Origin of the sequence: Streptomyces sp. YGL11-2 (genome assembly GCF_050054615.1) — a bacterium.
In the GTDB taxonomy this organism is placed as follows: domain Bacteria; phylum Actinomycetota; class Actinomycetes; order Streptomycetales; family Streptomycetaceae; genus Streptomyces.
In genome coordinates this window covers 1-21,258 of the sequence record NZ_JBNHIN010000015.1, presented here as the reverse complement: position 1 = coordinate 21,258, position 21,258 = coordinate 1, and the positions used below count along the sequence as shown (strand labels likewise).

The following is a 21,258-nucleotide window of genomic DNA, read 5'->3' as shown; positions in this document are numbered from 1 at the left end:
GACCCGAGTGTGCGGGGGCACGCTGCGTGAGTGGCGTTAACGCCCGCTATTCGGACACGGCCATCACTCGTGGTGAAGGCGTGGACACGGCGGCGGCCCGCCGGGCCGCGGAGCGGGGGATCGGCACGATGCCGTCGCCCCGGGCCGGCCGACGGGCCGGGGCGGGACGTGGGACCGCGGGTCCTCGCGCTCGCCGCGGGCAGCCGACTCCTCGACGGAGGTCCGCCGGCGCCTCGACGGAGGTCCGGGCGATCGCCTTCGGGGCGGACCTGAAGTGGCCCCGGCCTGACCGCCGATGGCCGGCCGGCGCCGCGGGCGGGCTCCACGGCGGTCGACCGGGCGAGGGCAGCGCGGTCACCCACCGTGACGGGCCGTGTTCCGGTTGCCGACTGGCTGGGGTCTCCGTCCATGCCGCACCATGGAGTGAGGGCGGTAAGTGGCGAAATATCCGATGAGGCGGTGGCCGGGCTGCGGCTCCGGCCCCGAGGGCGGATACGGCGACCGTGGCTTACGACGACGGCTTCCCCCGTACGGAGGCGGTGCAGGAAGTGACCGCGCGGGTCCTTGGGGCTTCCGGGGCTGAGCTAACCGCCGTCTACGTGCTGGCCGAAGGGCACGACGACCTCCAGCTGGCCGAGATGGTCGGCGGCTCCGGGGTCCGGGTCAGTCTGCCGACGAGCTACCCGCTGTCCGGCGACTCCCCGGTGACCCGGGCCTTCCGCACCGGACTCCCCCAGTGGCCGGCACCGGCGGAACTCGCCGGGAAGGAGGCCACTCCTCCCCCGGACCACGGCGGCGAGGAGCGCCGTGCCGGCACGCCGGCCACCGGCTCGGCCGGGGTTCTGCCCCTGGGCGGGGGCACCAGACGGCTGGGCTGCCTGGTCGTGGTGGACCAGGCGGTGAACTCCTTCGACGCCGACCGCCGCCATCTGCTGGAGCTGCACGCCGACCAGGTGGCCGCGGGGCTGGAGGCGGTCGCGGCGCGGACCATGGCGCGGACGGAGCGCCGTTCGCTGCTGGGTCCGGGCCTGGACACCCTGCGCGGCGGCGCGTTCAGCCTGACGCTGCGCACCGGGCGGATGGACGCGGACGCCCAGGTGCTGGAGCTGTTCGGCATCGCCCCGGAGGACTTCGACCGGCGGGTGGAGACCCTGCTGGAGCGGACCGCCCCCGACGACGTACCGGCGCTGCTGGCGATCGTGGAACCGGGCGGGGTGCCGGTCACCGGACAGCAGCTGTCGTTCCGTATCCGCCGGCCCAACGGTGAGCTGCGCTGGCTGAGTCTGCGCTGCCGGGTGCTGATCGGGGCGGGCGGTGCGCCGGAGCGGATGCTGGGAGTCGTCGCGGACGCCTCGTATCTGCGGCCCAGCGCCGACGAGGTCTCCGTCGTACAGCGGCTGGCGGCCGCGCTGGCCAACGCGGCCACCATCCGGGACGTCAGCCGGGCCGTGGTCGCGACGCTCCGCGCGCCGCTGTCCGCGGACCGGATCGCGGTGGCGGAACTGGAGGCCGACCGGATGGTGGTGAGCGTTCTCGACCCGCCGGCGCCCGAGGCGTGGCCCGCGTCATGGCAGTCCGAGTGGCGGTCCGAGTGGCCGGACGCCTCGTTGCACGCACTGCCGACGCTGGAGAGCGTGCTCCGGGGCGGGCACGTGGCCGTATGGCCGCCGGGCGCGGACCTCGAACCGGGCCTGGGGGGTATCGGGCCGGGCGGCCTTGCCGTACTGCCGCTGCCGGCCGAGGGCCGGATCGTGGGCGTCTGCCTGATCGGGTGGGACGCGGAGCACCGGTTCGGGCCGGAGGAGCGGTCGCTGCTGACGGCGACCGCCGGTCTGGTGGGGCAGGCCCTGGTGCGGGCCCACGCACAGGACGCCTGGCACGAACTCGGCACGATGCTCCAGCGCAGCCTGCTGCCCCGCAAGTTGCCGGAGCTGGCCGGTGGGGTGGCCGAGGTCCGCTATCTCCCCGCCACGATGGGGCTGGAGCTGGGCGGCGACTGGTACGACGTGATTCCCCTCTCCGACGGCCATGTGGCGCTGGTCATCGGCGACGTGGAGGGGCACAGCGCGGGCGCCGCGACGATCATGGGCCAGATGCGGACGGCCATCAGGGCCTACGCGGTGGAGGGCCATCCGCCCGACGTGGTGATCGCGCACGCCAACCGGCTCCTCCTCGGCATGGAGACCGACCTCTTCGCCACCTGCTGCTATGTCGACCTGGACATGGAGGAGGGCATCGCCTGGTTCGTCCGGGCCGGGCATCTGCCGCCGCTGCTGCGCTACCCGGACGGCAGTACGGAGGAGTTGCCGGTCGAGGGCGGGCCGCCGCTGGGGGTGTCCGAGGAGGCCGAATTCCCGCTGACCGAGGTGGGGCTGGCCCCCGGCGCGGTACTGGTGCTGCTGACCGACGGCCTGGCCGAGTCGGCCAACCTCCCCCTGGAAGAAGGGCTGCGCCGGGTCCGCGAGGTGCTCGGTGCGGCCGACCCCGCCGATGCCGGGCGGCTCGCCGACGACCTGGTCGGCAGCGGCAAACGGCGCGACGACGACGTGGCGGTGCTGGTCCTGCGCTACGACGGGATGCGGGTCCGCCCGACCCGGGCCCGCTGGGCGGTGTGGCGGCTCCCCGACGCCGTCATGCACGCCCGCCGCTTCACCGGACGCACGCTGCGCACCTGGGGCGTGCAGGAGCTGGACGTGGCGCTGCTGGTGGTCTCCGAGTTGGTCACCAACGCCATCGCGCATACCCAGGGCGAGGTGCGGCTGGATCTGACGCTGGTCGCCGGCCGGCTGCGGATCGCCGTCAACGACGCCTCTCCCCGGGCCCCGGTCAAGCCCGTCAGCGTGGACTGGGAGGCGACCGGTGGCCGGGGGCTGCTGCTGGTCGAGGCGATGTCGGAGTCCTGGGGCTCGGTGCCGCTGAGCGGCGGCAAGCAGGTGTGGAGCGAGATCTGCCTGCCCCCGGGCGAACGGATCGGCGGGACGGGAGCGTGAGGAGGTTCCCATGCAGCGAACACGCCGGCGCGCCACCGTCGCCGCCCTGGCCGGACTGTGCCTGGTGGCGGTCCCGGTGGCCTGCGGCGAGGCCCCCGGGGCGCATGCGCCGGTCGGGACGTCCGGCGGGCCGTTGCGGATCGGCGTGCTGCTCCCCGACAACACCTCGCGCTTCTACCACTTCGACAAGCCCATGATCGAGAAGAGGATCCACCAGCTGTGCCGGGAGTGCCGGGTGGAGACCGTCAGCGCGCAGCACGAGGTGGCCACCCAGCAGGAGCAGATGGACGCGATGATCACCAAGGAGGTGAACGTGCTGATCCTCGACGCCGTCGACACCAAGTCGCTGCGTGAACCGGTCGAGAGCGCACACCGCGCCGGCATCCGGATCGTCGCCTACGACCGCCTCGTGGAGGGCCCGATATCGGGTTACGTCTCCTTCGACGGCGCGCAGGTCGGCCGGCTCCAGGGCGAGGCGCTGCTGACGGCGCTCGGCGCCCGGGCGCACGGCGACCGGATCGTCATGATGAACGGCGCGGCCACCGACCCCAACTCCGCCTGGTTCAAACGGGGCGCGCTGTCCGTGCTCCAGGGCAGGGTCCGGATCGCGAAGTCGTACAACACCGCCGGCTGGCGGCCGGAGTCGGCCAACAGCAACATGGCCGCCGCCATCTCGGCCCTCGGCCCCCAGCAGATCGACGGCGTCTACTCCGCCAACGACGGCCTCGCCGCGGGCATCATCGCCGCCCTCAAGGCCGCGAAGATCAGTCCGCTGCCCCCGATCACCGGCCAGGACGCCGAACTCCCCGCCATCCAGCGGCTCGTCAGCGGCGAGCAGTACATGACCGTCCAAAAACCCTTCGCGCCCGAGGCCGACACCGCCGCCACCATGGCCGTCGCACTGGCCCGCGGCCGGAGCCTCGGCGGCATCGCCACCCACCGCGTCAACAGCCCCACCACCCGCGGCATCCCGGCCGTGCTGCTCACCCCGGTGGCGGTGACCGTCCACGACATCAAGGACACCGTGGTCAAGGACGGAATGTACACCGTCGCCCAGATCTGCACCCCCAAGTACGCGGCCGCCTGTGCGAAGGCGGGTCTCACCACGTAAGGCAGGTACCCATGGCCGCACCGCAACTGCTGGCGCTGCGCGGGATCTTCAAGCGATTCGGCGCCGTGCAGGCCCTCGCGGACGTCGAGTTGGAGGTCCGCGCCGGGGAGGTCGTCGCGCTCGTGGGCGACAACGGCGCGGGCAAGTCCACGCTGATCAAGGTGATCGCCGGGGTCGACGCGGCCGATGCGGGCGTCATCGAGTGGCACGGCCGGCCGGTCCAGATCACCCGGCCGCACGACGCCCGGGAACTGGGCATCGCCACCGTCTACCAGGACCTCGCGCTGTGCGACAACCTCGATGTGGTCGGCAACCTCTTCCTCGGCCGGGAGATCTGCCGGGCCGGCGTGCTGGACGAGGTGGAGATGGAGCGCCGCACCCTGGAACTGCTCGGCACCCTCGCCATCCGGATGCCCAGTGTGCGGCTGCCGGTAGCCTCGCTCTCCGGGGGCCAGCGGCAGACCGTCGCGATCGCCCGCTCGCTGCTGGGCGAGCCCCGGATGGTGCTGCTGGACGAGCCCACCGCGTCCCTGGGCATCGAGCAGACCGCCCAGGTCCTCGACCTCGTGGACCAGCTGCGCGAACGCGGCCTCGGGGTACTGCTGATCAGCCACAACCTGGGGGACGTGAAGGCGGTCGCGGACTGGATCGCGGTACTGCGGCTGGGCCGCAACAACGGGTTCTTCAACGTCATGACCACGTCCCAGGAACAGATCATCTCCTCCATCACCGGGGCCACCGACAACGCGGTGACCCGGCGCAAGGCACCCGGCTGGGAGGTGGAGCGATGAGCCGTCCTCGGATACTGACACTGCCGCTTCCGCTGCGCCGCAACCGGGCGGCCGGCCCGAACCACCGGCCCCCGTCCGGGCCGGACCACCAGCAGCCGTCCGGGCCGGGCGTGCAGAACCCGCTCCAGGCGCTCTCCCGCAGGTTCCACAGCGGCGAACTCGGCGCGGTCCCCGTCGTCCTGGGCCTGGTGGTGGTGTGGGTCATCTTCCAGAGCCTCAACGGGAACTTCCTCTCACCGCGCAACCTGTCCGCCCTGAGCGTGGACATCGTCGGCATCGGCATGATCTCGACGGGCGTCGTCTTCGTGCTGCTGCTCGGCGAGATCGATCTGTCGGTCGGCTCGGTCAGCGGCCTGGCCGCGGCGGCGTTCGCGGTGCTCAACGTGAACGAGGGGGTGCCGGAAGGTCCGGCGCTGCTGCTCACGGTGCTCGCCGGCACCGCGATCGGAGCGATCCACGGGTTCTTCTTCGTCAAGGTCGGCGTGCCCGCCTTCGTGGTCACCCTCGCCGGCCTGCTCGGCTGGAACGGGCTGATGCTCTACCTGCTGGGCGCGAGCGGCACCATCAACCTCGACGACAAGGGTCTGGTCGCCATGCTGACCGGCTACTACTTCACCCATGTCGCCGTCGCGTACGGCCTGGCGGCCCTCGGCACCGCCGGCTACTTCCTGGCGTCCTACCGCGACGTACGGCGCCGGCGGGACGCCGGGGTTCCCACCCGCTCGCTGCGCGAGATCATCCTGCGCACCGGCGTCATCGCGGTGATCTCCCTGGCCGCGGCCTATGTCCTCAACCAGTTCCTGGGCCTGCCCCTGGCCCTGCTGATCTTCCTCGTCTTCCTCGTCGGGCTGGACCACGTCCTGCTCCGCACCCGCTACGGACGGATGATCTTCGCGCTCGGCGGCAGCGTCGAGGCCGCCCGCCGTACCGGACTCAACGTGGACCGGGTGCGGATCTCCGTCTTCATGGTCTCGGGCACGATGGCCGCGATCGGCGGTCTGTTCCTGGCCTCCCGCGTCACCTCGGCCACCCAGACGTCCGGCGCCGGCAATCTGCTGATGGACGCCATCGCCGCCGCGGTCATCGGCGGCACCAGCCTCTTCGGCGGCCGCGGCCGGACCTGGTCGGCGCTGCTGGGCGTGCTGGTCATCCAGTCGATCGCCTCCGGCGTGGCACTGCTGGGCGTGCAACCCGCCGTGCAGTTCATGATCACCGGCGGTGTACTGCTGGTCGCGGTGGTCATCGACTCCCTCTCCCGCCGGGCACAACGGGCGCATGGGCGGGTGTGAGGCGCCGGTTGCGCCCTCTTCCCGCCACGGGGTCACCGTGGGCCACGCCCCCACGCCCCCACGCCCGGCCGCACGTCCCATGGTGACCGTCGAGTCCTGCTCCGGCCCGTCGCCGTCCGCCCCGCTGCGACCGGTCCGCCCGCCGGATGGGATCATCGGCGCCTGTACGCTCCCGGTCCACTCCCCGGCGGCACCACCCACACCCCAGGAGGAACGACCCGATGAGTACGTGGACCACCATGCTGGACGCGGCAGGCGTCCATGACCCCCAGCTGCGCGACGACTTCACCCGCCAGCGCTCTCTGGTGGCCCGTTACCGACGCGCCTCGTATGTCGCGGTCCGGCTGCTCCTCCCGCGCCCCTTGGTCCCCCACGTGGTAGCCGCCGTGGCTTTCATGCACCACACCGACAACCTCCTCGACCACGGCTCCGCGGCCGAGCGCCGCGACGCCTACACGGCATGGGAGGAGTCGGTACGCAAGGCCCTCGCCACCGGCACCAGCGACCACCCCATCGTCCGCCCCCTCCTGCACACCGCCGCCCACCACCCCCAACTCACCGGCCACGTCGAGGACTTCCTCGCCACAGCCACCACCGACCTCGAATTCACCGGCTTCGCCACGGAGTCGGACTACCAGCGCTATCTCGACGAGTACTCCCTGCCCGCCTTCCTCATGGTCGCCAGTCTGCTCGCCTCCGGCGAAGAACCGGACGGCTACCGCGCCGCCTGCCGCACCTACATCGACGGCAGCCAGCGCCTCGACTTCGTCAACGACCTCGCCGAGGATCTGGCCGACGAACGCCTGACGATCCCTCAGGACACCTTGCAGCGCTATGGCGTGACCCGCAGCGATCTCGAACGCGTCCAGGACACCCCCGAAGTCCGCGCCCTGCTGCGCGACCTCCTCCAGCAGGCTCGCACCGACCTGGCCGACAGCCAACACGTGGCCACACTCCTGCCACCCGCCCACCGGCCGTTCGTCCGGGCCCTGACCGCCCTCGAAGTGGCCACCGCAGACGCAGCCTTGGCCAAGGGCCCCACCCTCCTGACCGCCTCGGCCCGCCCTCCCGTCACCACCGTGCTGCGGATCCTCCTGCGCGAGTACCGCCACGCGCGCCGATTCCGCCACTCCCCTACCGGGCGTCTCTAACGGGCGTCTCCGGGCGCCGGGGCGAGGATGCGGGCCATATACCACGCCCTGTTCAGGCCCCCCGCCCGCCGGTACAGTCATCAACGGTTTTTTGTTCCCACGAGGTAAAGGGCTGGAACCCGCAGCCGATACGCGCCCCCGCATGCCCAGAGCAGGGGGCGTATGCGCCAGATGCTCTGCCACACCAGCAAGAAGCTCTGTCATGTCGGCACCAATGAACGCGCCGGGCGCGTAGAGGACTTGGCGATCCACCCCGGTATTCGCGTGTTTGGCATGGAGGGCCTCACCACGCAGGACACCCTCGGAGGACGCCATGCAGGAGATCGAACTCCGTATCCTCTTCGCTCGGCGCATCAGCCCGGACCTGAGCACGTACGCGATCTGCCACGCGATGGCGGTGTTGGCCCACCGGCTTGTGCAGGTACCTCAGCCAACGCCTGCTCGGTCATCGACATGATGGTCCCGAGCGGAGCGAGGCGCAGGCTCTGGAGCACCGCTCACGAGAGGGCCGTCACAGCCGCCACGTCTCGGAACAAGCTGTACGTGCTGCCGTACAAGACTGATCCGCGTACCCACTCACGCCAAGGAACTCTGTTCGAGGTCCCGGTTTCTTCCGAGAATCGCTGTGCGTAGGCCACCACCGCGAGGCGCCTTGATCGCCGTGGGGGCCTTGTCGGCCTGCCACAAGGAGGACTCGTGTCTCATTCCTACAAGCTTCCTCTCGTTGACATGCACCTTCCCCAGTACGGAACTGCTGCCGCCATGGACGCTGTGGAGAAGGACATGTGGAGATGGCTGGAAGGCCACCGGCTGATCGGCAACGAGGCTAAACGAGAGCGCCTGGTCCGTACGCGGCCGCAGTACACGACAGCCCTCTACTTCCCCTACGCCGATGAGGACCGCCTCATAGTGATCAACCGGTTCATGGCACTGGCGTTCCTCGTCGACGACATTGATGACGAGCATGGAGTCCACGACGACGATGCCGTCTCGGAGTTCTGCGAGAACCTGATCGCCATCGCCTACAGAACCCGCGCTCCCTCCAGCGGTGTCGAACGCGCTGTAGCGGAGGTGATGGGGGACTTGTCAGCGGGCCGCTCGTCGGCCTGGCACGACGCGCTGAACGAGTCCTTCGCCCAGTGGCTGAGGACTTACCCCGTGGAGGTCCGCTTGGCGCGCCTCGGAGAGGCCATGCCTTTCCAGGAGTACGTGCCGCACCGGCGATACAGCGTTGGCGAAATTGGCTTCCTGCACATGCACGAGTACGTGCAGGGCATCGACCTGCCGGCCCACGTCCGGAATCTGCCCGCCATGACCGAAGCCAGGAACCGGGCCAGCGAATGGATCGGCCTGTACAACGACGTCTACTCCCTGGAGAAGGAAGAAGCAGTCGGCTACCCGCACAACGCCGTGCTCGTGGTCCGTCGGCAGCGCGGCCGCGGCACCCAGGACGCTGTCGACGTCGTAAACGGCATCCTCAGCGGACTCCTGGACCAGTTCGAAGCAGCCTGCCATGCCATCCCAGGACAAGTCCGCGCAGTCGTTGACGATTCGTGCATCGTGGACGACGCGATGCGAATCGTCGACGGCTACAGGCAGATCCTGCGGGGCAACTTCGACTACCACATCGGTACCCCCCGCTACCTGACCGGCTACGTGCAACTCCAGCAGGTTTCCTGAAAGCATGCCGAGGACGCGATCGCGGACTCTCTGAAACCAGCGATCTCGGCTCCTGCTTCCGAGCAGACGAGGCCAACGGCGAGCCCAACGACATCATCCTGATTCTGCTCCGTTACGGCTGGGGCCGGTCAACCGCCCGCTACGACCAGACCGGCGTCCAGTACGTCGCGAGGTCCCGCCCGTAGGAGACGGGGTTTCCGCGTTCTGACAGGCGATTGCCGTTGCCGGCTCGCCGGTTCAGGGCACCGCACCGCTCCCTGAACCGGCGCCTCTCACCGGGTACGGCCGCACGACCGTCACACTACGAGCGCAGCAACCGCCGCTTCACCGCCTGCCACCAGGACCGCCGGGGCTGCCGCGTGTGGACGGACGGCGACTGCGCGGTTCCGGCGGCCGCTACGGAGTCCGAATCCAGAGTGGGCCGTTCCGCGGTACTCCGAGAGCTACGGACCGGGGCGGTGTCGACCCGGCGCGGAGCGAACTGCACGGGCAGCGCCACCAGATGGCGGGTCCAACTGGTGGATCGCCAACTCAAGTCGTCCTCAAGGACCAACAGTTGGACGTCAGGCAGCCGCATCAACAGGGTGTCGATGGCCGTGTCGGCGATGGCACGTGCCACGTCGCGGCCAGGGCACTCATGCGGCCCACCTCCGAAGGCAAGGTGGGAACGGTTGCCGTGCATCGGCGTGTTGAGATCGGGACGGACCGCCGAGTCGAGGTTCCCGGCAGCCACGCCGAGCACCAGCATGTCTCCGGCCCGGATGGAATGCTCGGCGAGCTCGGTGTCGTCCGTGGCCCAGCGGGCGGGGACCACGGTGGTCGGCGGCTCGTCCCACAGCACCTGTTCCACGGCATCGGGCAGCGTCATATGACCACCCGTCAGCGAGGCGCGGAAACGCTGATCGGTGAGCACCATCCGCAGCGTGCTCGCCATCAGGCTGGTGGTGTTCTCGTTGGCGGCGATGAGGACGAGCCACAGGTGATTGACGATCTCCTCGTCGTTCAGCTTGGCGGGGTGGTCGATGAGCCACGACGCGAGGTCGGGGCCAGGCGCGGTGTGCTTGCGCGCCACGAGTTCCGCCAGCACCTGCATGATGTACTGGTTGCTGGCGACCGCCTTCTCGGAGCCCTTTACCAGCTCGGTGGCCGCCTCCACGATGCGCGGCCCGTACTCCTCCGGCATCCCCAGCATCTGTGTGAGGACGATCATGGGGAGTTGCTGCGCGAACTGCGTCACCAGCTCTGCGCGGCCGTCGGCGGCGAAGGTGTCGATCAGCTGGTGGGTGAAGCGGGTGACATAGCGGCGGATCCCGCGCCGGTCGAAACGCCCCATGCTTTGGTTGATCGCGTCGCGCAGGCGCTGATGCTCCTCGCCGTCAGCGAACCGACAGTCGGGCCGCCAGGCGATCACCGGCAGCATGGGGGAGTCCTGCGGAACCCTGTTCTCCCTCAACTGGTTCCAGATCCGGGAGTCGTGGGAGAACCGGCTCGGCGTCCGCAGCACCTCCAGGATCTCGCGGTAGCCGAGGACCAGCCAGCCCGGCAGGTCTCCGGTGAGCAGGACCGGGGCCACCGCGCCGTGCGTGGCGCGCAACTGCTCGAAGACGCGCATCGGGTCGGCTTCGTACTCGGGGCCGTACAACCGCACCGTGTCGCCGGGAGCCGGGTAGGCGTGGGCGGGGCAGCCAGGGGGCGGGGCGAGTGTCGAGTCGCGGTGGGAGGAATCGGGGGAAGGGGGCGTCACTGGGGCTCCGGGGTTGCGGTTGAGAGGGAGTGCAGGTAGCGCATGAGCGTCAGCAGGGCGTCACGGCACGAGGTGCGGTGGCGGGCGTCGCAGTCGAAGATGGGAACGTTCTCGGGAAGGTCCAGCGCCGCGCGGAGGTCCGAGATGGGGTAGGCCGGAGCGTCGGGGAACGCGTTCATCGCAACGACGAAGGGGACACCGCGGTCCTCCAGGCGGCCGATGACGTCGAAGCTGACTTCCAGTCGGCGGGTGTCGACGAGGACGACGGCGCCGAGTGCGCCTTCGAAGAGGCCGTCCCACAGGAACCAGAAGCGCTCCTGGCCGGGCGTGCCGAACAGGTACAGCACCAGTTGTTCGTTGAGGCTGATCCGGCCGAAGTCCATCGCCACGGTGGTCGCGGTCTTGCGTTCCACCCCGGCGATGTCGTCCACATCGGCTCCGGCCTTGGTCATCATCTCCTCGGTGGTCAGCGGCCGGATCTCGCTCACCGAGCCGACCATCGTGGTCTTGCCGACCCCGAAGCCTCCGACGATCACCACCTTGACCGCGGCAGCGGCCGAGGCCGGCAACTGGTCCTCGATCCGAGGCCCTACGAGGGCCTCAGAGACGTTGCAGTCCATGCATCACCGCCTCCAGAAGTTCGACATCGGGCAGGGCTGCGGCCGGGATCGGGGCCCGGGCCTCGACGTGTCCGCCGTCGAGGAGATCCGCGAGGAGCACCGTCACCGTGCTGGCCGGCAGGTGCAGGTAGGCGGAGATCTCGGCAACGGAGAGCGGGTAGTTGCACATGCGTATGATCGCGGCGTGCTCGGGTGGCATGCCCGCGGCGGGCGCGTTGCGGGACACGATCAGCGTGACCAGGTCCAGGGTGGCCTGTTCGGCGGGGCGGCTCCGGCCCGCCGTGACGACGTAGAGCCGCTCGGGACCGCCTTCCTCCCAGTCTTTTCGTCCTTCGTCTTGGGGACCGTCGCTCATGTGACCTGCCCGTCGGCACGCGGCGGACTGGTGAGGTGCTGACCGATCCTCGCCACCAGGTCCCGCATGCGCTGCCCCATGAGGCCGGGGTCCACCCCTTCGTCGGCCAGCACCGCGAGATAAGCTCTGGCGCCGGCCGCCATCAGGTAGAAGAAGCCCCCGCTGACCTCGATCACGACGAGTCTCATGGTCCCGTCACCGTCCGGGAACTCGGCGGCCACCGCCCCCGACAGGCTCTGCAGTCCGGCGCAGGCCGCGGCCAGGCGGTCGGCGGCGTCCGTGTCGGTGCCGTACTTGGCCATGCACAGGCCGTCAGAGGACAACACCACGACGTGGCGGGTGAACGGAACGCTGGACGCCAGGTCTTTGAGCATCCAGTCCATATTGAGCCGCTGCTGCGTCACGTGCTCATTCATCCTTTCCTGGCGACTCGTCACTGTTCGGTCGGTCGTGGCCGGCCGAAGGCGCCTCTCCGGAAACCGCCTGCTGGAAGGCGGCCAGCCACATCCCCGGCTGGGCTGGGGTGTCGGCCGACTTCGGGGCCCCGGACATAGGCCCGGGGCCCGCGGGAGCCGACCTGGGCCGGGGATGCACCGGTGCACCCGCGATACGCCTCCGCCGGCGCTGCGGCAGTCCGTTGACATCGGTCGCGGGTGCCGCCGCCTCCGCCGCCTCTACCTCCTGGGGCCTGGGCGTGGCCAACGGCCTGATCCGCGGCCTGGGTGGTGGCAGGGTGGCCGCGCGGGCGATCTGCCCGCCGGGCGTGGGAGTCGCGGTGGTCGCTTCCTGAGGAACCGTCAGGACGGCCCGCACCCCGCCGTATGCGGAAGGGCGCAGCGAGACTGAGAAGTTGTTGGCCTGGGCGAGGCGGCCGACAACCGCCAGGCCGAGGCGCGGGGTTTCCCCCAGGTCGTCGAGGTCCAGTCCGGCCGATGCCTGGGCCAGCACCCGTTCGGCACGTTGGCGTGCTTCGTCGGTGAGGCCGACCCCGGCGTCCTCGATCTCGACCGCGACGCCGGACTGCACCTCGATCGCCGTGAGATGGACCCGAGTCTGCGGCGGCGAGTAACGAGTGGCGTTGTCGAGCAGCTCGGCCAGGGCGTGGATCAGCGGTTCGACCGCGGGCCCGACGATGGCGATCTCGGCCACCGAGTGGAGGTCGACCCGCTGGTAGTCGATGATCCGCGACATCGCACCGCGCAGTACGTTGAACAGCGGTACGGTCTGCTGCCATTGGCGCCCCGGGCGGGCCCCGCCGAGTACGGCGATGCTGTCGGCGAGGCGTCCGACGAGCGCGGTGGCGTGGTCGAGGTGGAGCAGGTCGCCGAAGACATCCGGCATGTTGCCGTGTTTGTCCTCCATCTCCCGCAGGTCCTGGGCCTGTTGGTGCACGATGGCCTGGACGCGACGCGCGATGTTGACGAAGGCCCGCTGGGCCGAGTCGCGCAGTCCTTCCTCCGCCTCGACCGCTTCGACCACGGAGCGCAGCACGGCTTCGTGGGCGGCGGCGAACTCGGGGCTGACCCGGGAGTCGTAGTCGATGTCGCGCAGCACCTCCTCGCCGAACTCGCCCCGTTGGAGCCGTGCGACCAGGACCGGCAGCAGCTCCTTGGCGAGCCGTACGGTCTCGATCTCCTGGTCGACCAGGTATTGACGTAGCTGCGCTTCTTCTTCGGCATGCTGCCTGTGCAGTTCGGCGATCGTGCGCCCCCTGCGCACCGCCTCCCCGGCCACGACGGCCGCGGTCGCGGCGGATGCCGCGCCGCACAGGGCAACCGGTGCGATGGCGCTCGACGGCGCCATGGACAGGGCGGCGGCGGTACAGGCGGCAACCAGGGCGGGAGGGATTATCCACAAGGAGGTTGACGTGGACCGCCAGCCTCCGGGTGACGAGCCAGCACGAGCCATCGGCATCCTAAGGGCGTGATAAAGGGACGGAGCGACTGTCCGGTGTGTGTGGGTACACACCATCGCGCGGGGCCGCGTGAACAGGCTCGACAGCCACCGGATCACACGCGCGGCACTGGCCGCGGCGCGGTCGCGGTGGTGTTCCGCCCACATGGAAGCCGGGTCCCAGGACACCCAAACCTTCGTGCAGTCGGCGGCACCGCAGCAGCAGGCGACGACTAGCTGTAGTCGCCACAACTCGCTGCGCAACAGGGAGCATAGCCCTTTCAAGACCGTCGGGTAGCCCTACTGCATATACCATCGGTATGTACTCGTGTACGAAAAACAGAAGTTGCACAAGCGTTCAACTTCCTTGCCTTCATGGGCAGTTGAATCAAACTGATGTGCCGGTGGGTGTCGTGCACCGGCGCACGACACCCCGGCGGGAAGCGCACAGCCGTCGGCCCACCTGCAGCGACCCCGACCCGGTCTTGGTGCGGCGAGATGGACCACCACCGCGGGCGCACGGTCGAGACCGGCACCCCGGCGCACTTTCCGAGACCCAGTCACCCCCGGACGGCGCGACCGAACCCACCGCACTCCCCCACCGCGCCCGGATCGCCGAGCCCGTCTCCGTAGCGGGCAACAAGCGGACCCCTGTCGAACAGGTCATCGAACGGGAGCCGCCCCGGCGTGTCGGCGGCGATGCGAAGGCCGGGAGCGGCGGCCCGCCGGGAGCCGGGCGGCGGATACGAGAAGCCGGCGGGCTGCACCCGCCCGACCGCCGAGCCCAGACCTGCCCGGGACGGCGGCCCAGATGGCGCATCTCGGCATGACGGTGCGCCAAGAGACGGCTGATCATGACGACATGACGGTGCACCAGCAGGCCCGCCGGTCGGCCGCGGACACCGAGAGCGGCGCCATGGACCCCGCCTCGGTCCGTACGGCCGTGCCCTCCTTCCGTACGCCGGCTCGACGCTGCCTCCCCGGTACCGGCCTGCGCTCCGTCCCCCGGACGTACGGTCCGGAGGCCGTCCGCCCCGCCTACCGGCTGTGCGGCCGTCGGTCGATACGTCCGCTGCCGCGCCGGAATCTCCTCGCCCGACTGTTGGTGCCGCGCGTGGCGGAGCGCGCCTCGTCGCCGACGCCCCCGGCAGTGCCCCTCACCGACCCCACATCACACCGACACGATCGCCACGAGGTGTCTTTCCTATGCGTACGCACTCCAGACGCGCCCTGCTCGGCGCAGGTATCGCCGCCGCCGGCAGTGGGCTGCTGACCGCCACCGGGGCCACCGCCCTGGACGCCAAGAACGGCAGGCCCCACCCCTACGGCACGCCTCCCCCGCCCGACCCCGGCTCGAACGGCCACAAGGCCCCGTCCGGTTACGTCGCCCCGGACGGTCCGGAGGTCATGGAAAGGGAGAGCCACCGGGGGTCGGGCCCCGTGCGCCGCTTCAAGCTGACCGCCGCCGAGAGCAAGTTCGACATGGGCGGCCAGATCGTCGACACCTGGGCGTACGGCGGCCTGCTGCCCGGCAAGGAAATCCGGGCCCACGTCGGCGACAAGCTCGCCGTGACCCTCCACAATCGCCTTCCGCACTCCACCACCTGCCACTGGCACGGGGTGCAGATCCGCAACGACATGGACGGCTCTCCCGACATCACCCAGCGCGCCGTGAAGGCCGGCGCCACCTACGACTACCTCTTCACGGCCAACACGCCCGGTACGCACTGGATCCATCCGCACGTGGGCGTGCAGCTGGACCGCGGGCTGTACGCACCGCTGATCATCGAGGACCCCCGCGAGCCCCTCTCGTACGACCACGAGTGGGTCGTCATGATCGACGACTGGCTCGACGGGGTCGACGGAATGACTCCGGACGCGGTGCTGGCCGAGCTGAACAAGAACAAGCCCGGCGGGGCCATGGGCACCATGGAGATGCAGATGCGTGGCCGCCGGTCGGCGGCGGCCGCGGTGTCCCGGGCGCGCAGACACGCCATGCACCCGACGGCCGACGACGACCCCTCGGACAGCGTGGAGCACCCGTTCCACCTGATGAACGGCCGGGTGGCCAGGGACCGGGAGACCTTCCGCGCCAAGCCCGGCGACCGCATCCGGATCCGCCTCATCAACGCGGCCGCCGACACCGCCTACCGGGTCGCGCTCGGCGGTCACAACATGACCGTGACGCACATCGACGGCTACCCGGTGCAGCACAAGAAGACCGACAGCCTGCTGATCGCCATGGGCGAGCGCTTCGACGTCCTGGTCACCGCGAAGGACGGCGTCTTCCCGCTCACCGCGCTCTCCGCGGGCAAGAACAACAAGACCGCACAGGCTCTCCTGCGGACCGGCGACGGCGACGCGCCGGACGAGAAGCTCCGCCCGACGGAGCTGAGGAGCGGCGGGCTGAGCGCGGACAAGTTCAAGGCCGACGACTCGGTACGGCTCTCGGACACCGCACCCGACCGCACCATCAAGATGGACCTCACCGGGACCATGGACGACTGGAACTGGGCGATCAACGGGAAGCCGTACACGGATTCCCAGCGCTATCCCGTACGGGAAGGCGAGCGGGTGCGGCTCACCTTCCACAACACGACGGAGATGTGGCACCCGATGCATCTGCACGGGCACACCTTCGCGCTCGCCGACGGCGGCCCCCGCAAGGACACCACCATCGTCCTGCCGGACAAGAAGGTCTCGGTCGACTTCGACGCCGACAACCCCGGCCTGTGGATGCTGCACTGCCACAACGTCTACCACTCGGAGTCGGGGATGATGACGGTCCTGGGCTACAAGTCGAGGAGGTGACGTCGGCCGCGCTGTCGTCACCCATACCCCGAAATGCCTGGTCACAGCGGTGACCAGGCATTTCGGGGTGTCTGGCCGAGGGGGACGTGGGCCATGGGCACATGCAGGCGGGCAGTTCGGCGCGCCCGCCCCGTATGCGATCGCCGCGTTGGCCCAGCGGTCGGGCTCCGCGGCCGCCGAGGGCGCCTACGGGTGGTAGAGGGCGCGGGCGCGGGTCAGGTCGGCGGGTCCGTCCTGGCCGAGGTGGAGGAAGTGGTTCACCTGCCATGCCTGGGTGCTGCGGGCCTGCCGGCTGGTCGTGGTCACCCACGGCGGGTAGACGCGGAATCCGCGTTTCCCGCCGGAGCCGTTGCGGGAGACGATGTCGCGCTCGCACAACACCTCGCGCGGGAACACGAACTGTCCGAAGCCGTTGTCGTCGCGGCTGCTGATGACGAAAAGGTCCACCCCGTCGTCGGCGTCGAAGGGCCGGATCGGCCCCTCCTCGGACCGCTGCCACACGGTGACGAACTGGCCCACCTTCGTCGGGGTGGTCTTGGCCACGCGGAACCGGACCGAGTAGCCGTCGAGCGTGAAACCGCACGCCGCGTACTCCGCGCTCTCCGGTTCGGGCTCCGGCGGCGAGCAGGCGAATCCGCTCGGTTCGTACACCAACGCCTGGGCCGCCAGCAGGTCCCCGTGAAGGCCCGCCCACGTCTGATTCGCAACCATGCCGTCATCCTGCCATCGCGACCGCGTGCGTCGTCCTGCCCCTCGTGCCGCGGGCCGCGCGGCTCGCGGCTCGCTATCTGGCCGGCTTGCCGGGCTGGTCGTGGGTCGAGCAGTGGATGCCGCCGCCACCCGAGGCGATGGTGTCGATCTTCACCTGCACGATGTCGCGCCGGGGGAAGTGGTCCTGCAGGATGCCCTTCGCGCGGTCGTCCGCCGTGGCGTCGCCGAAGCGGGGCATGAACACCGCGCCGTTGGCGACGTAGAAGTTCGCGTAGGTGGAGACGAAGGCGTCACCCCGGCCGGTGATCTTGTCCAGGTCGGGCTGGGGCAGATCGACGACCTCCAGGGACCTGCCGCGGGCGCCCGTGGCGTCCTTGAGCACCGTCCTGGCCTGGTCGGCCGCGCGGGACCAGACGTCCGGAGGGCTGTTGGGAAAGGCGCGGTCCACGAGGACGACACCCGGCGCGGTGAACCGGGCGATGCTGTCGACGTGCGCGTCGGTGATGTCCTTGCCGCGTACACCGGCCAGCCAGATCACCTTCTCGACGCCCAGACCGCTCTTGATCTCGGCCTCGATCTGGTCGCGGCTCTTCCCGGGGTTGCGGTTCTCGTTGACCACCGAGCTCTCGGTGATCAACAACGTGCCCTCACCGTCGGTCTCGAAGGAACCGCCCTCGGCGACCAGCGGCGCCTTGGCGCGCGGGATGTCGTACTTCCCCAACAGGAGGCGGCCGACCTGGGCGTCGTTGCGGTGCTCCTGCTTGCCGCCCCAGCCGCTGAAGTTGAGGTCGACGCCCAGGATGCCGCCGGAGTCCTCGACGAACAGGGGAACGGTGTCGCGCGCCCAAAGGTCGTCCACCATGAGGGGGATCACCTCGACCTGGGAGCCGCAGGCGCGCTGGGCCGCGTCCTGGTGTTCGGGGCGGGCCATCAGCACCACAGACTCGTACTCCGCGACGGCACGGGCCACCCGCGCGATGTCCTCCCGCACGGACGGCAGTTGCTCGCCCCAGACCGACTCCAAGGCAGGCCAGGACATGAAGGTACGGGTGTGGCTCTCCCACTCGGCACCGAGCCGGCGGCCCTCCTGCTTCCGGGAGGACGGCAAGGAGGGGGGTGCGGCCGGGGTACCGCGCGGACCGCAGGCCACGGCCCCCAGGGCGAAGGCACCGACGCCGGCGAAGGAGCGCAGGACGTTGCGGCGGGACATGGGGAGATGGGACACGGAGAACTCCGGAATTCGGCTGGCGAGACTGCTTTCAGGAGGGATGGATCATCCTGGTTTTCCAGCGCCAGAGGGCAGGGGGCATACGACGGCTGCGACGTGTTCGGGAGGGTGTGAATAGGGGGTGCAGAGGGAGATCTGCAGAGGGGGTGTGTCGAGGGAAGTGGTGCGGGTGTTGATGGGTTACGGAACAGGTTCGTGCATGGTGGAGCAGTGAATTCCACCGCCGCCGCTCATGAGCCGGTCGACGTCGAGTTGTACGACCCGGCGCCCGGGAAACGCCTCGGCCAGGACGCGGCGAGCCGCCGCGTCCGTCCTCTCGTCGCCGAACTGCGCCGTGATGACTGCGCCGTTGACGAGATGGAAGTTGAGGTACGAATCCACGAACGCCGCACTCCGCGATCGCACGGTGTCCGGGCCGTCCACGCGGATCACCTGGAGGCGCCGCCCCCTCGCGTCGGTCGCGGCGGACAGAGTGGCGAACTGCTCGCGCGCGTCCCGGGCCCAGACGTCGTTCCGGTCGTCCGGGGGAACCTGCACCAGGACCACTCCGGGCCTGACGAAGCGGGAGGTGACGTCGATGTGGTTGTCGGTGATGTCCCGACCGCGGACGCCGGGAACCCAGATCATCTTCTCGGCGCCATAAGCCGCCAGCACTTTCTCCTCGATCTCGTCCCGGGTCATTCCGCGATTGCGGTTCTTGTTGACCAGGCTGCTCTCGGTGGCCATCACCGTGCCGTCGCCGTCGGTCTCGATTGATCCGCCTTCTCCGACGAAATCCGCCTCACTGATGGGGATTCCGTTGAACTCGGCGACGTGCCAGGCCACTTCGGCGTCGTCGCGGTGCGTCTGCTTACCACCCCACCCGTTGAAGTTGAGGCTGACGGCATCGAGATTCCCCCGGCCGTCGCGCCGGAATACGGCGCAGGTGTCGCGCATCCAGAGGTCGTCCGTGGGGATCGAGCCGATCACGGTGACGCCGGAGCCGCAGGCAGCCCTGGCATCGCCGGCGGCGGCTTCGTCCGGCGCGCACATGACGACGGGCTCGTATGCGGCGACCGTGCGGGCGGCGAGGGCGATGTCCCGCTGGACTCCTGGAAGTCGACGGCCCCAGAGGGACTTCCGTGACGGCCAGGACATCCAGGTGCGGGTATGCGGGACATCGTCGGCCGGCACGCGCCATCTGAGACCTCCCGCTTCCGCCGGACGCGACTCCCTGCGACGGGCGCGGACCGAGGAAGGCATCGAGCAGCCGTCTGCCCGCGGGGAAGTCGTTCATGGGGGCTCCACATCGAATCCGTTACTGCGGGCGGTGTTCGGGGCGTCGGACCCTGGGCGGACCAGCGGCATGAACCTCCCGCCCCGTCCAACGACGTCCACCCCGGCGGCGCGGCGACACGGGCGGCGGGCTCGGGGACCGCCCGCGCCGCCGGCTCCGCGCCATGGCGTCGAGGTGGGGTGGGGCGCAGTGCATGGCCCCGAGGCAGGTCAGCGGCGCAGCACGCCATGTCCCACACTGTGCCACTGACTGAATTTTCAGTCAACTCGATGGACGCGAGTCGACCGCGAGACGAGCGACTCGGGGATACCCCTCCCCTCGGGGATACCCCTCCCGTCGTCCCGCCCGGACCGAACCTCGGGTCCTACCGGCGCCCGAGTCGCTCCAACTCCGCGTCGACGGCGTCCAGCACCAACTCGCGGGCATGCTCCAGGGGCAGGATGCCGCTGAGCCAGCGCATGCTGAGCCCTTCCACCAATGCCGTCAGCCGCTCGGCGGCGACGGCCAGGCCGGCGGCGGTCGCCATGGGGCGCACCCGGCCGAGCAGGTCGGCGATTTCCTGGACCCAGATCAGCGTCGCCTTGGCCAGGTCCTCGCGCAGGTGGGGCTCGAAGATGGCGCTGGCGCGCAGCTCTCCCCATGCGGTGCTGTTCTCCCGGACGGCCTCGTCGTCCTGGAGCTCCAGCAGCAGGGCCTGTTCCAGCTCCTGCCGGGGATCGAGAGGGGGGGCGTCGGGGTCGCGCTCCGTGGTGTAACTCCCGGCGCGGTCGTTGATGAACTCCAGGGTCCGGCGCAGGATGCCGGCCCGGTCCTTGAAGTGGTAGTAGATGAGCGCGGTGGACACCCCGGCCTCGGCGGCCAGCTCCTCGACCCGCAGCCCGCGGACCCCGCGCCGGGCGATGACCCGCGCAGCCGCCTCCATGATCGCTGTTCTACGGTCGCTCACGGTTACCCAGCTTAACCAGCCCTGATACGTCCTCTCCTCCGGGCGGGGGGCTTGCCTGACATTTCAGTCAGGCCCCCTCCCTCGACGGCCGGACGCGGGCCGGCACGACGGACGCCCATCCGGGACACTCGGCCCGCAGATCCGAGGGGATACGTAGCGCGCTTTATCGCGATCCGTGATGGCAGTCACCATGGTAATCGGGGTTCCCGATCGCTGCCGGGTCCGGCACCCTGATGAGGGTCCCGTCCAAGCCACTGCCGTGAGCCGCCGACCGCGAGGAGAGACCATGCGCCGCCCTGTTTTCCGCCTCCCCTCCTGGCTCCCCGTGGACGGTTTCCTGCTCGCCCTGGTCGGTACGGTCGGCCTGGCCGCGTTGCTGCCGGCCGCCGGACGCGCCGCCACTGTCGCGGACGGGGCTTCCACCGGCGCCGTCGCGCTGCTCTTCTTCCTCTACGGGGCGCGGCTCTCCACCCGGGAGGCGATGGACGGGCTGCGCCACTGGCGCCTCCATCTGGCCACCCTGGCCTGCACCTTCGTCGCCTTCCCGGTGCTCGGCCTGGCCGCCGGTGCCCTGGTTCCGCAGGTCCTGCCGCCGAACCTCTACACCGGTCTGCTGTTCCTGTGCCTGGTGCCGTCGACGGTCCAGTCCTCCATCGCGTTCA

The 21,258-nt window shown here is 70.2% G+C and carries 17 protein-coding genes; 8 read left to right on the top strand and 9 right to left on the bottom strand.

All coding sequences use genetic code 11. The features are described from left to right. Nucleotides 1-503: 503 nt before the first annotated feature. The 6 genes from ACO1BR_RS18645 to ACO1BR_RS18620 all read left to right on the top strand — a co-directional run bounded on the left by ACO1BR_RS18645 (nt 504) and on the right by ACO1BR_RS18620 (nt 9,012). The gene (locus ACO1BR_RS18645) at nt 504-2,990 is read left to right on the top strand and encodes a SpoIIE family protein phosphatase (protein ID WP_426796197.1); all 2,487 of its coding nucleotides are present in this window, start codon (nt 504-506) and stop codon (nt 2,988-2,990) included. 10 nt (nt 2,991-3,000) lie between these two features. Continuing rightward, on the top strand, nt 3,001-4,101 hold the full coding sequence (locus tag ACO1BR_RS18640; RefSeq protein ID WP_426796196.1) for a sugar ABC transporter substrate-binding protein: 1,101 nt from the start codon (nt 3,001-3,003) through the stop codon (nt 4,099-4,101). A gap of 11 nt (nt 4,102-4,112) precedes the next feature. Then, nucleotides 4,113-4,892: an ATP-binding cassette domain-containing protein gene (locus tag ACO1BR_RS18635; RefSeq protein ID WP_426796195.1), complete on the top strand. Its 780-nt coding sequence runs from the start codon at nt 4,113-4,115 to the stop codon at nt 4,890-4,892. Continuing rightward, nucleotides 4,889-6,181: a sugar ABC transporter permease gene (locus ACO1BR_RS18630; protein ID WP_426796194.1), complete on the top strand. Its 1,293-nt coding sequence runs from the start codon at nt 4,889-4,891 to the stop codon at nt 6,179-6,181. Before ACO1BR_RS18635 ends, ACO1BR_RS18630 begins: the two co-directional genes overlap by 4 nt. A 221-nt stretch (nt 6,182-6,402) precedes the next feature. Next, nucleotides 6,403-7,332, top strand: a complete 930-nt coding sequence (locus ACO1BR_RS18625; protein WP_426796193.1) for a phytoene/squalene synthase family protein — start codon at nt 6,403-6,405, stop codon at nt 7,330-7,332. 696 nt (nt 7,333-8,028) lie between these two features. Further along, the gene (locus ACO1BR_RS18620) at nt 8,029-9,012 is read left to right on the top strand and encodes a terpene synthase family protein (protein ID WP_426796192.1); all 984 of its coding nucleotides are present in this window, start codon (nt 8,029-8,031) and stop codon (nt 9,010-9,012) included. Nucleotides 9,013-9,313: 301 nt separating this feature from the next. On the opposite strand, the gene ACO1BR_RS18615 is transcribed toward ACO1BR_RS18620, so the two are convergent. The 5 genes from ACO1BR_RS18615 to ACO1BR_RS18595 are packed head-to-tail and all read right to left on the bottom strand — an operon-like array spanning nt 9,314 to nt 13,639. Next, entirely contained in the window at nt 9,314-10,756 is a 1,443-nt protein-coding gene (locus ACO1BR_RS18615; protein ID WP_426796191.1) for a cytochrome P450, read from the bottom strand. Continuing rightward, complete coding sequence (locus tag ACO1BR_RS18610; RefSeq protein ID WP_426796190.1) at nt 10,753-11,376, bottom strand: GTP-binding protein; 624 nt, start codon at nt 11,374-11,376, stop codon at nt 10,753-10,755. Before ACO1BR_RS18610 ends, ACO1BR_RS18615 begins: the two co-directional genes overlap by 4 nt. Next, nucleotides 11,357-11,731, bottom strand: a complete 375-nt coding sequence (locus ACO1BR_RS18605) for a DUF742 domain-containing protein (protein WP_426796189.1) — start codon at nt 11,729-11,731, stop codon at nt 11,357-11,359. The genes ACO1BR_RS18610 and ACO1BR_RS18605 overlap by 20 nt, the downstream gene beginning before the upstream one ends. After that, nucleotides 11,728-12,135: a roadblock/LC7 domain-containing protein gene (locus ACO1BR_RS18600; RefSeq protein WP_426796188.1), complete on the bottom strand. Its 408-nt coding sequence runs from the start codon at nt 12,133-12,135 to the stop codon at nt 11,728-11,730. Before ACO1BR_RS18600 ends, ACO1BR_RS18605 begins: the two co-directional genes overlap by 4 nt. Before the next feature lie 4 nt (nt 12,136-12,139). Next, entirely contained in the window at nt 12,140-13,639 is a 1,500-nt protein-coding gene (locus ACO1BR_RS18595; protein ID WP_426796187.1) for a sensor histidine kinase, read from the bottom strand. Between the two features lie 1,191 nt (nt 13,640-14,830). Between ACO1BR_RS18595 and ACO1BR_RS18590 the strand changes: the two genes are divergently transcribed. Beyond that, entirely contained in the window at nt 14,831-16,435 is a 1,605-nt protein-coding gene (locus ACO1BR_RS18590; protein WP_426796186.1) for a multicopper oxidase family protein, read from the top strand. Nucleotides 16,436-16,621: 186 nt separating this feature from the next. Here ACO1BR_RS18590 and ACO1BR_RS18585 read toward each other — a convergent pair whose 3' ends face one another. The 4 genes from ACO1BR_RS18585 to ACO1BR_RS18570 form a co-directional block, all read right to left on the bottom strand. Next, complete coding sequence (locus ACO1BR_RS18585) at nt 16,622-17,146, bottom strand: MepB family protein (protein WP_426796185.1); 525 nt, start codon at nt 17,144-17,146, stop codon at nt 16,622-16,624. Nucleotides 17,147-17,219: 73 nt separating this feature from the next. Further along, entirely contained in the window at nt 17,220-18,356 is a 1,137-nt protein-coding gene (locus ACO1BR_RS18580) for an agmatine deiminase family protein (protein ID WP_426796184.1), read from the bottom strand. Nucleotides 18,357-18,554: 198 nt separating this feature from the next. Then, nucleotides 18,555-19,511 (bottom strand): agmatine deiminase family protein, encoded by a 957-nt coding sequence (locus tag ACO1BR_RS18575; protein ID WP_426796183.1) that lies wholly within the window; start codon nt 19,509-19,511, stop codon nt 18,555-18,557. Nucleotides 19,512-20,014: 503 nt separating this feature from the next. Then, nucleotides 20,015-20,572 (bottom strand): TetR/AcrR family transcriptional regulator, encoded by a 558-nt coding sequence (locus tag ACO1BR_RS18570; RefSeq protein WP_426796324.1) that lies wholly within the window; start codon nt 20,570-20,572, stop codon nt 20,015-20,017. Nucleotides 20,573-20,882: 310 nt separating this feature from the next. Between ACO1BR_RS18570 and ACO1BR_RS18565 the strand changes: the two genes are divergently transcribed. Beyond that, on the top strand, nt 20,883-21,258 hold a 376-nt coding region (locus ACO1BR_RS18565; protein WP_426796182.1), incomplete at its 3' end, for a bile acid:sodium symporter.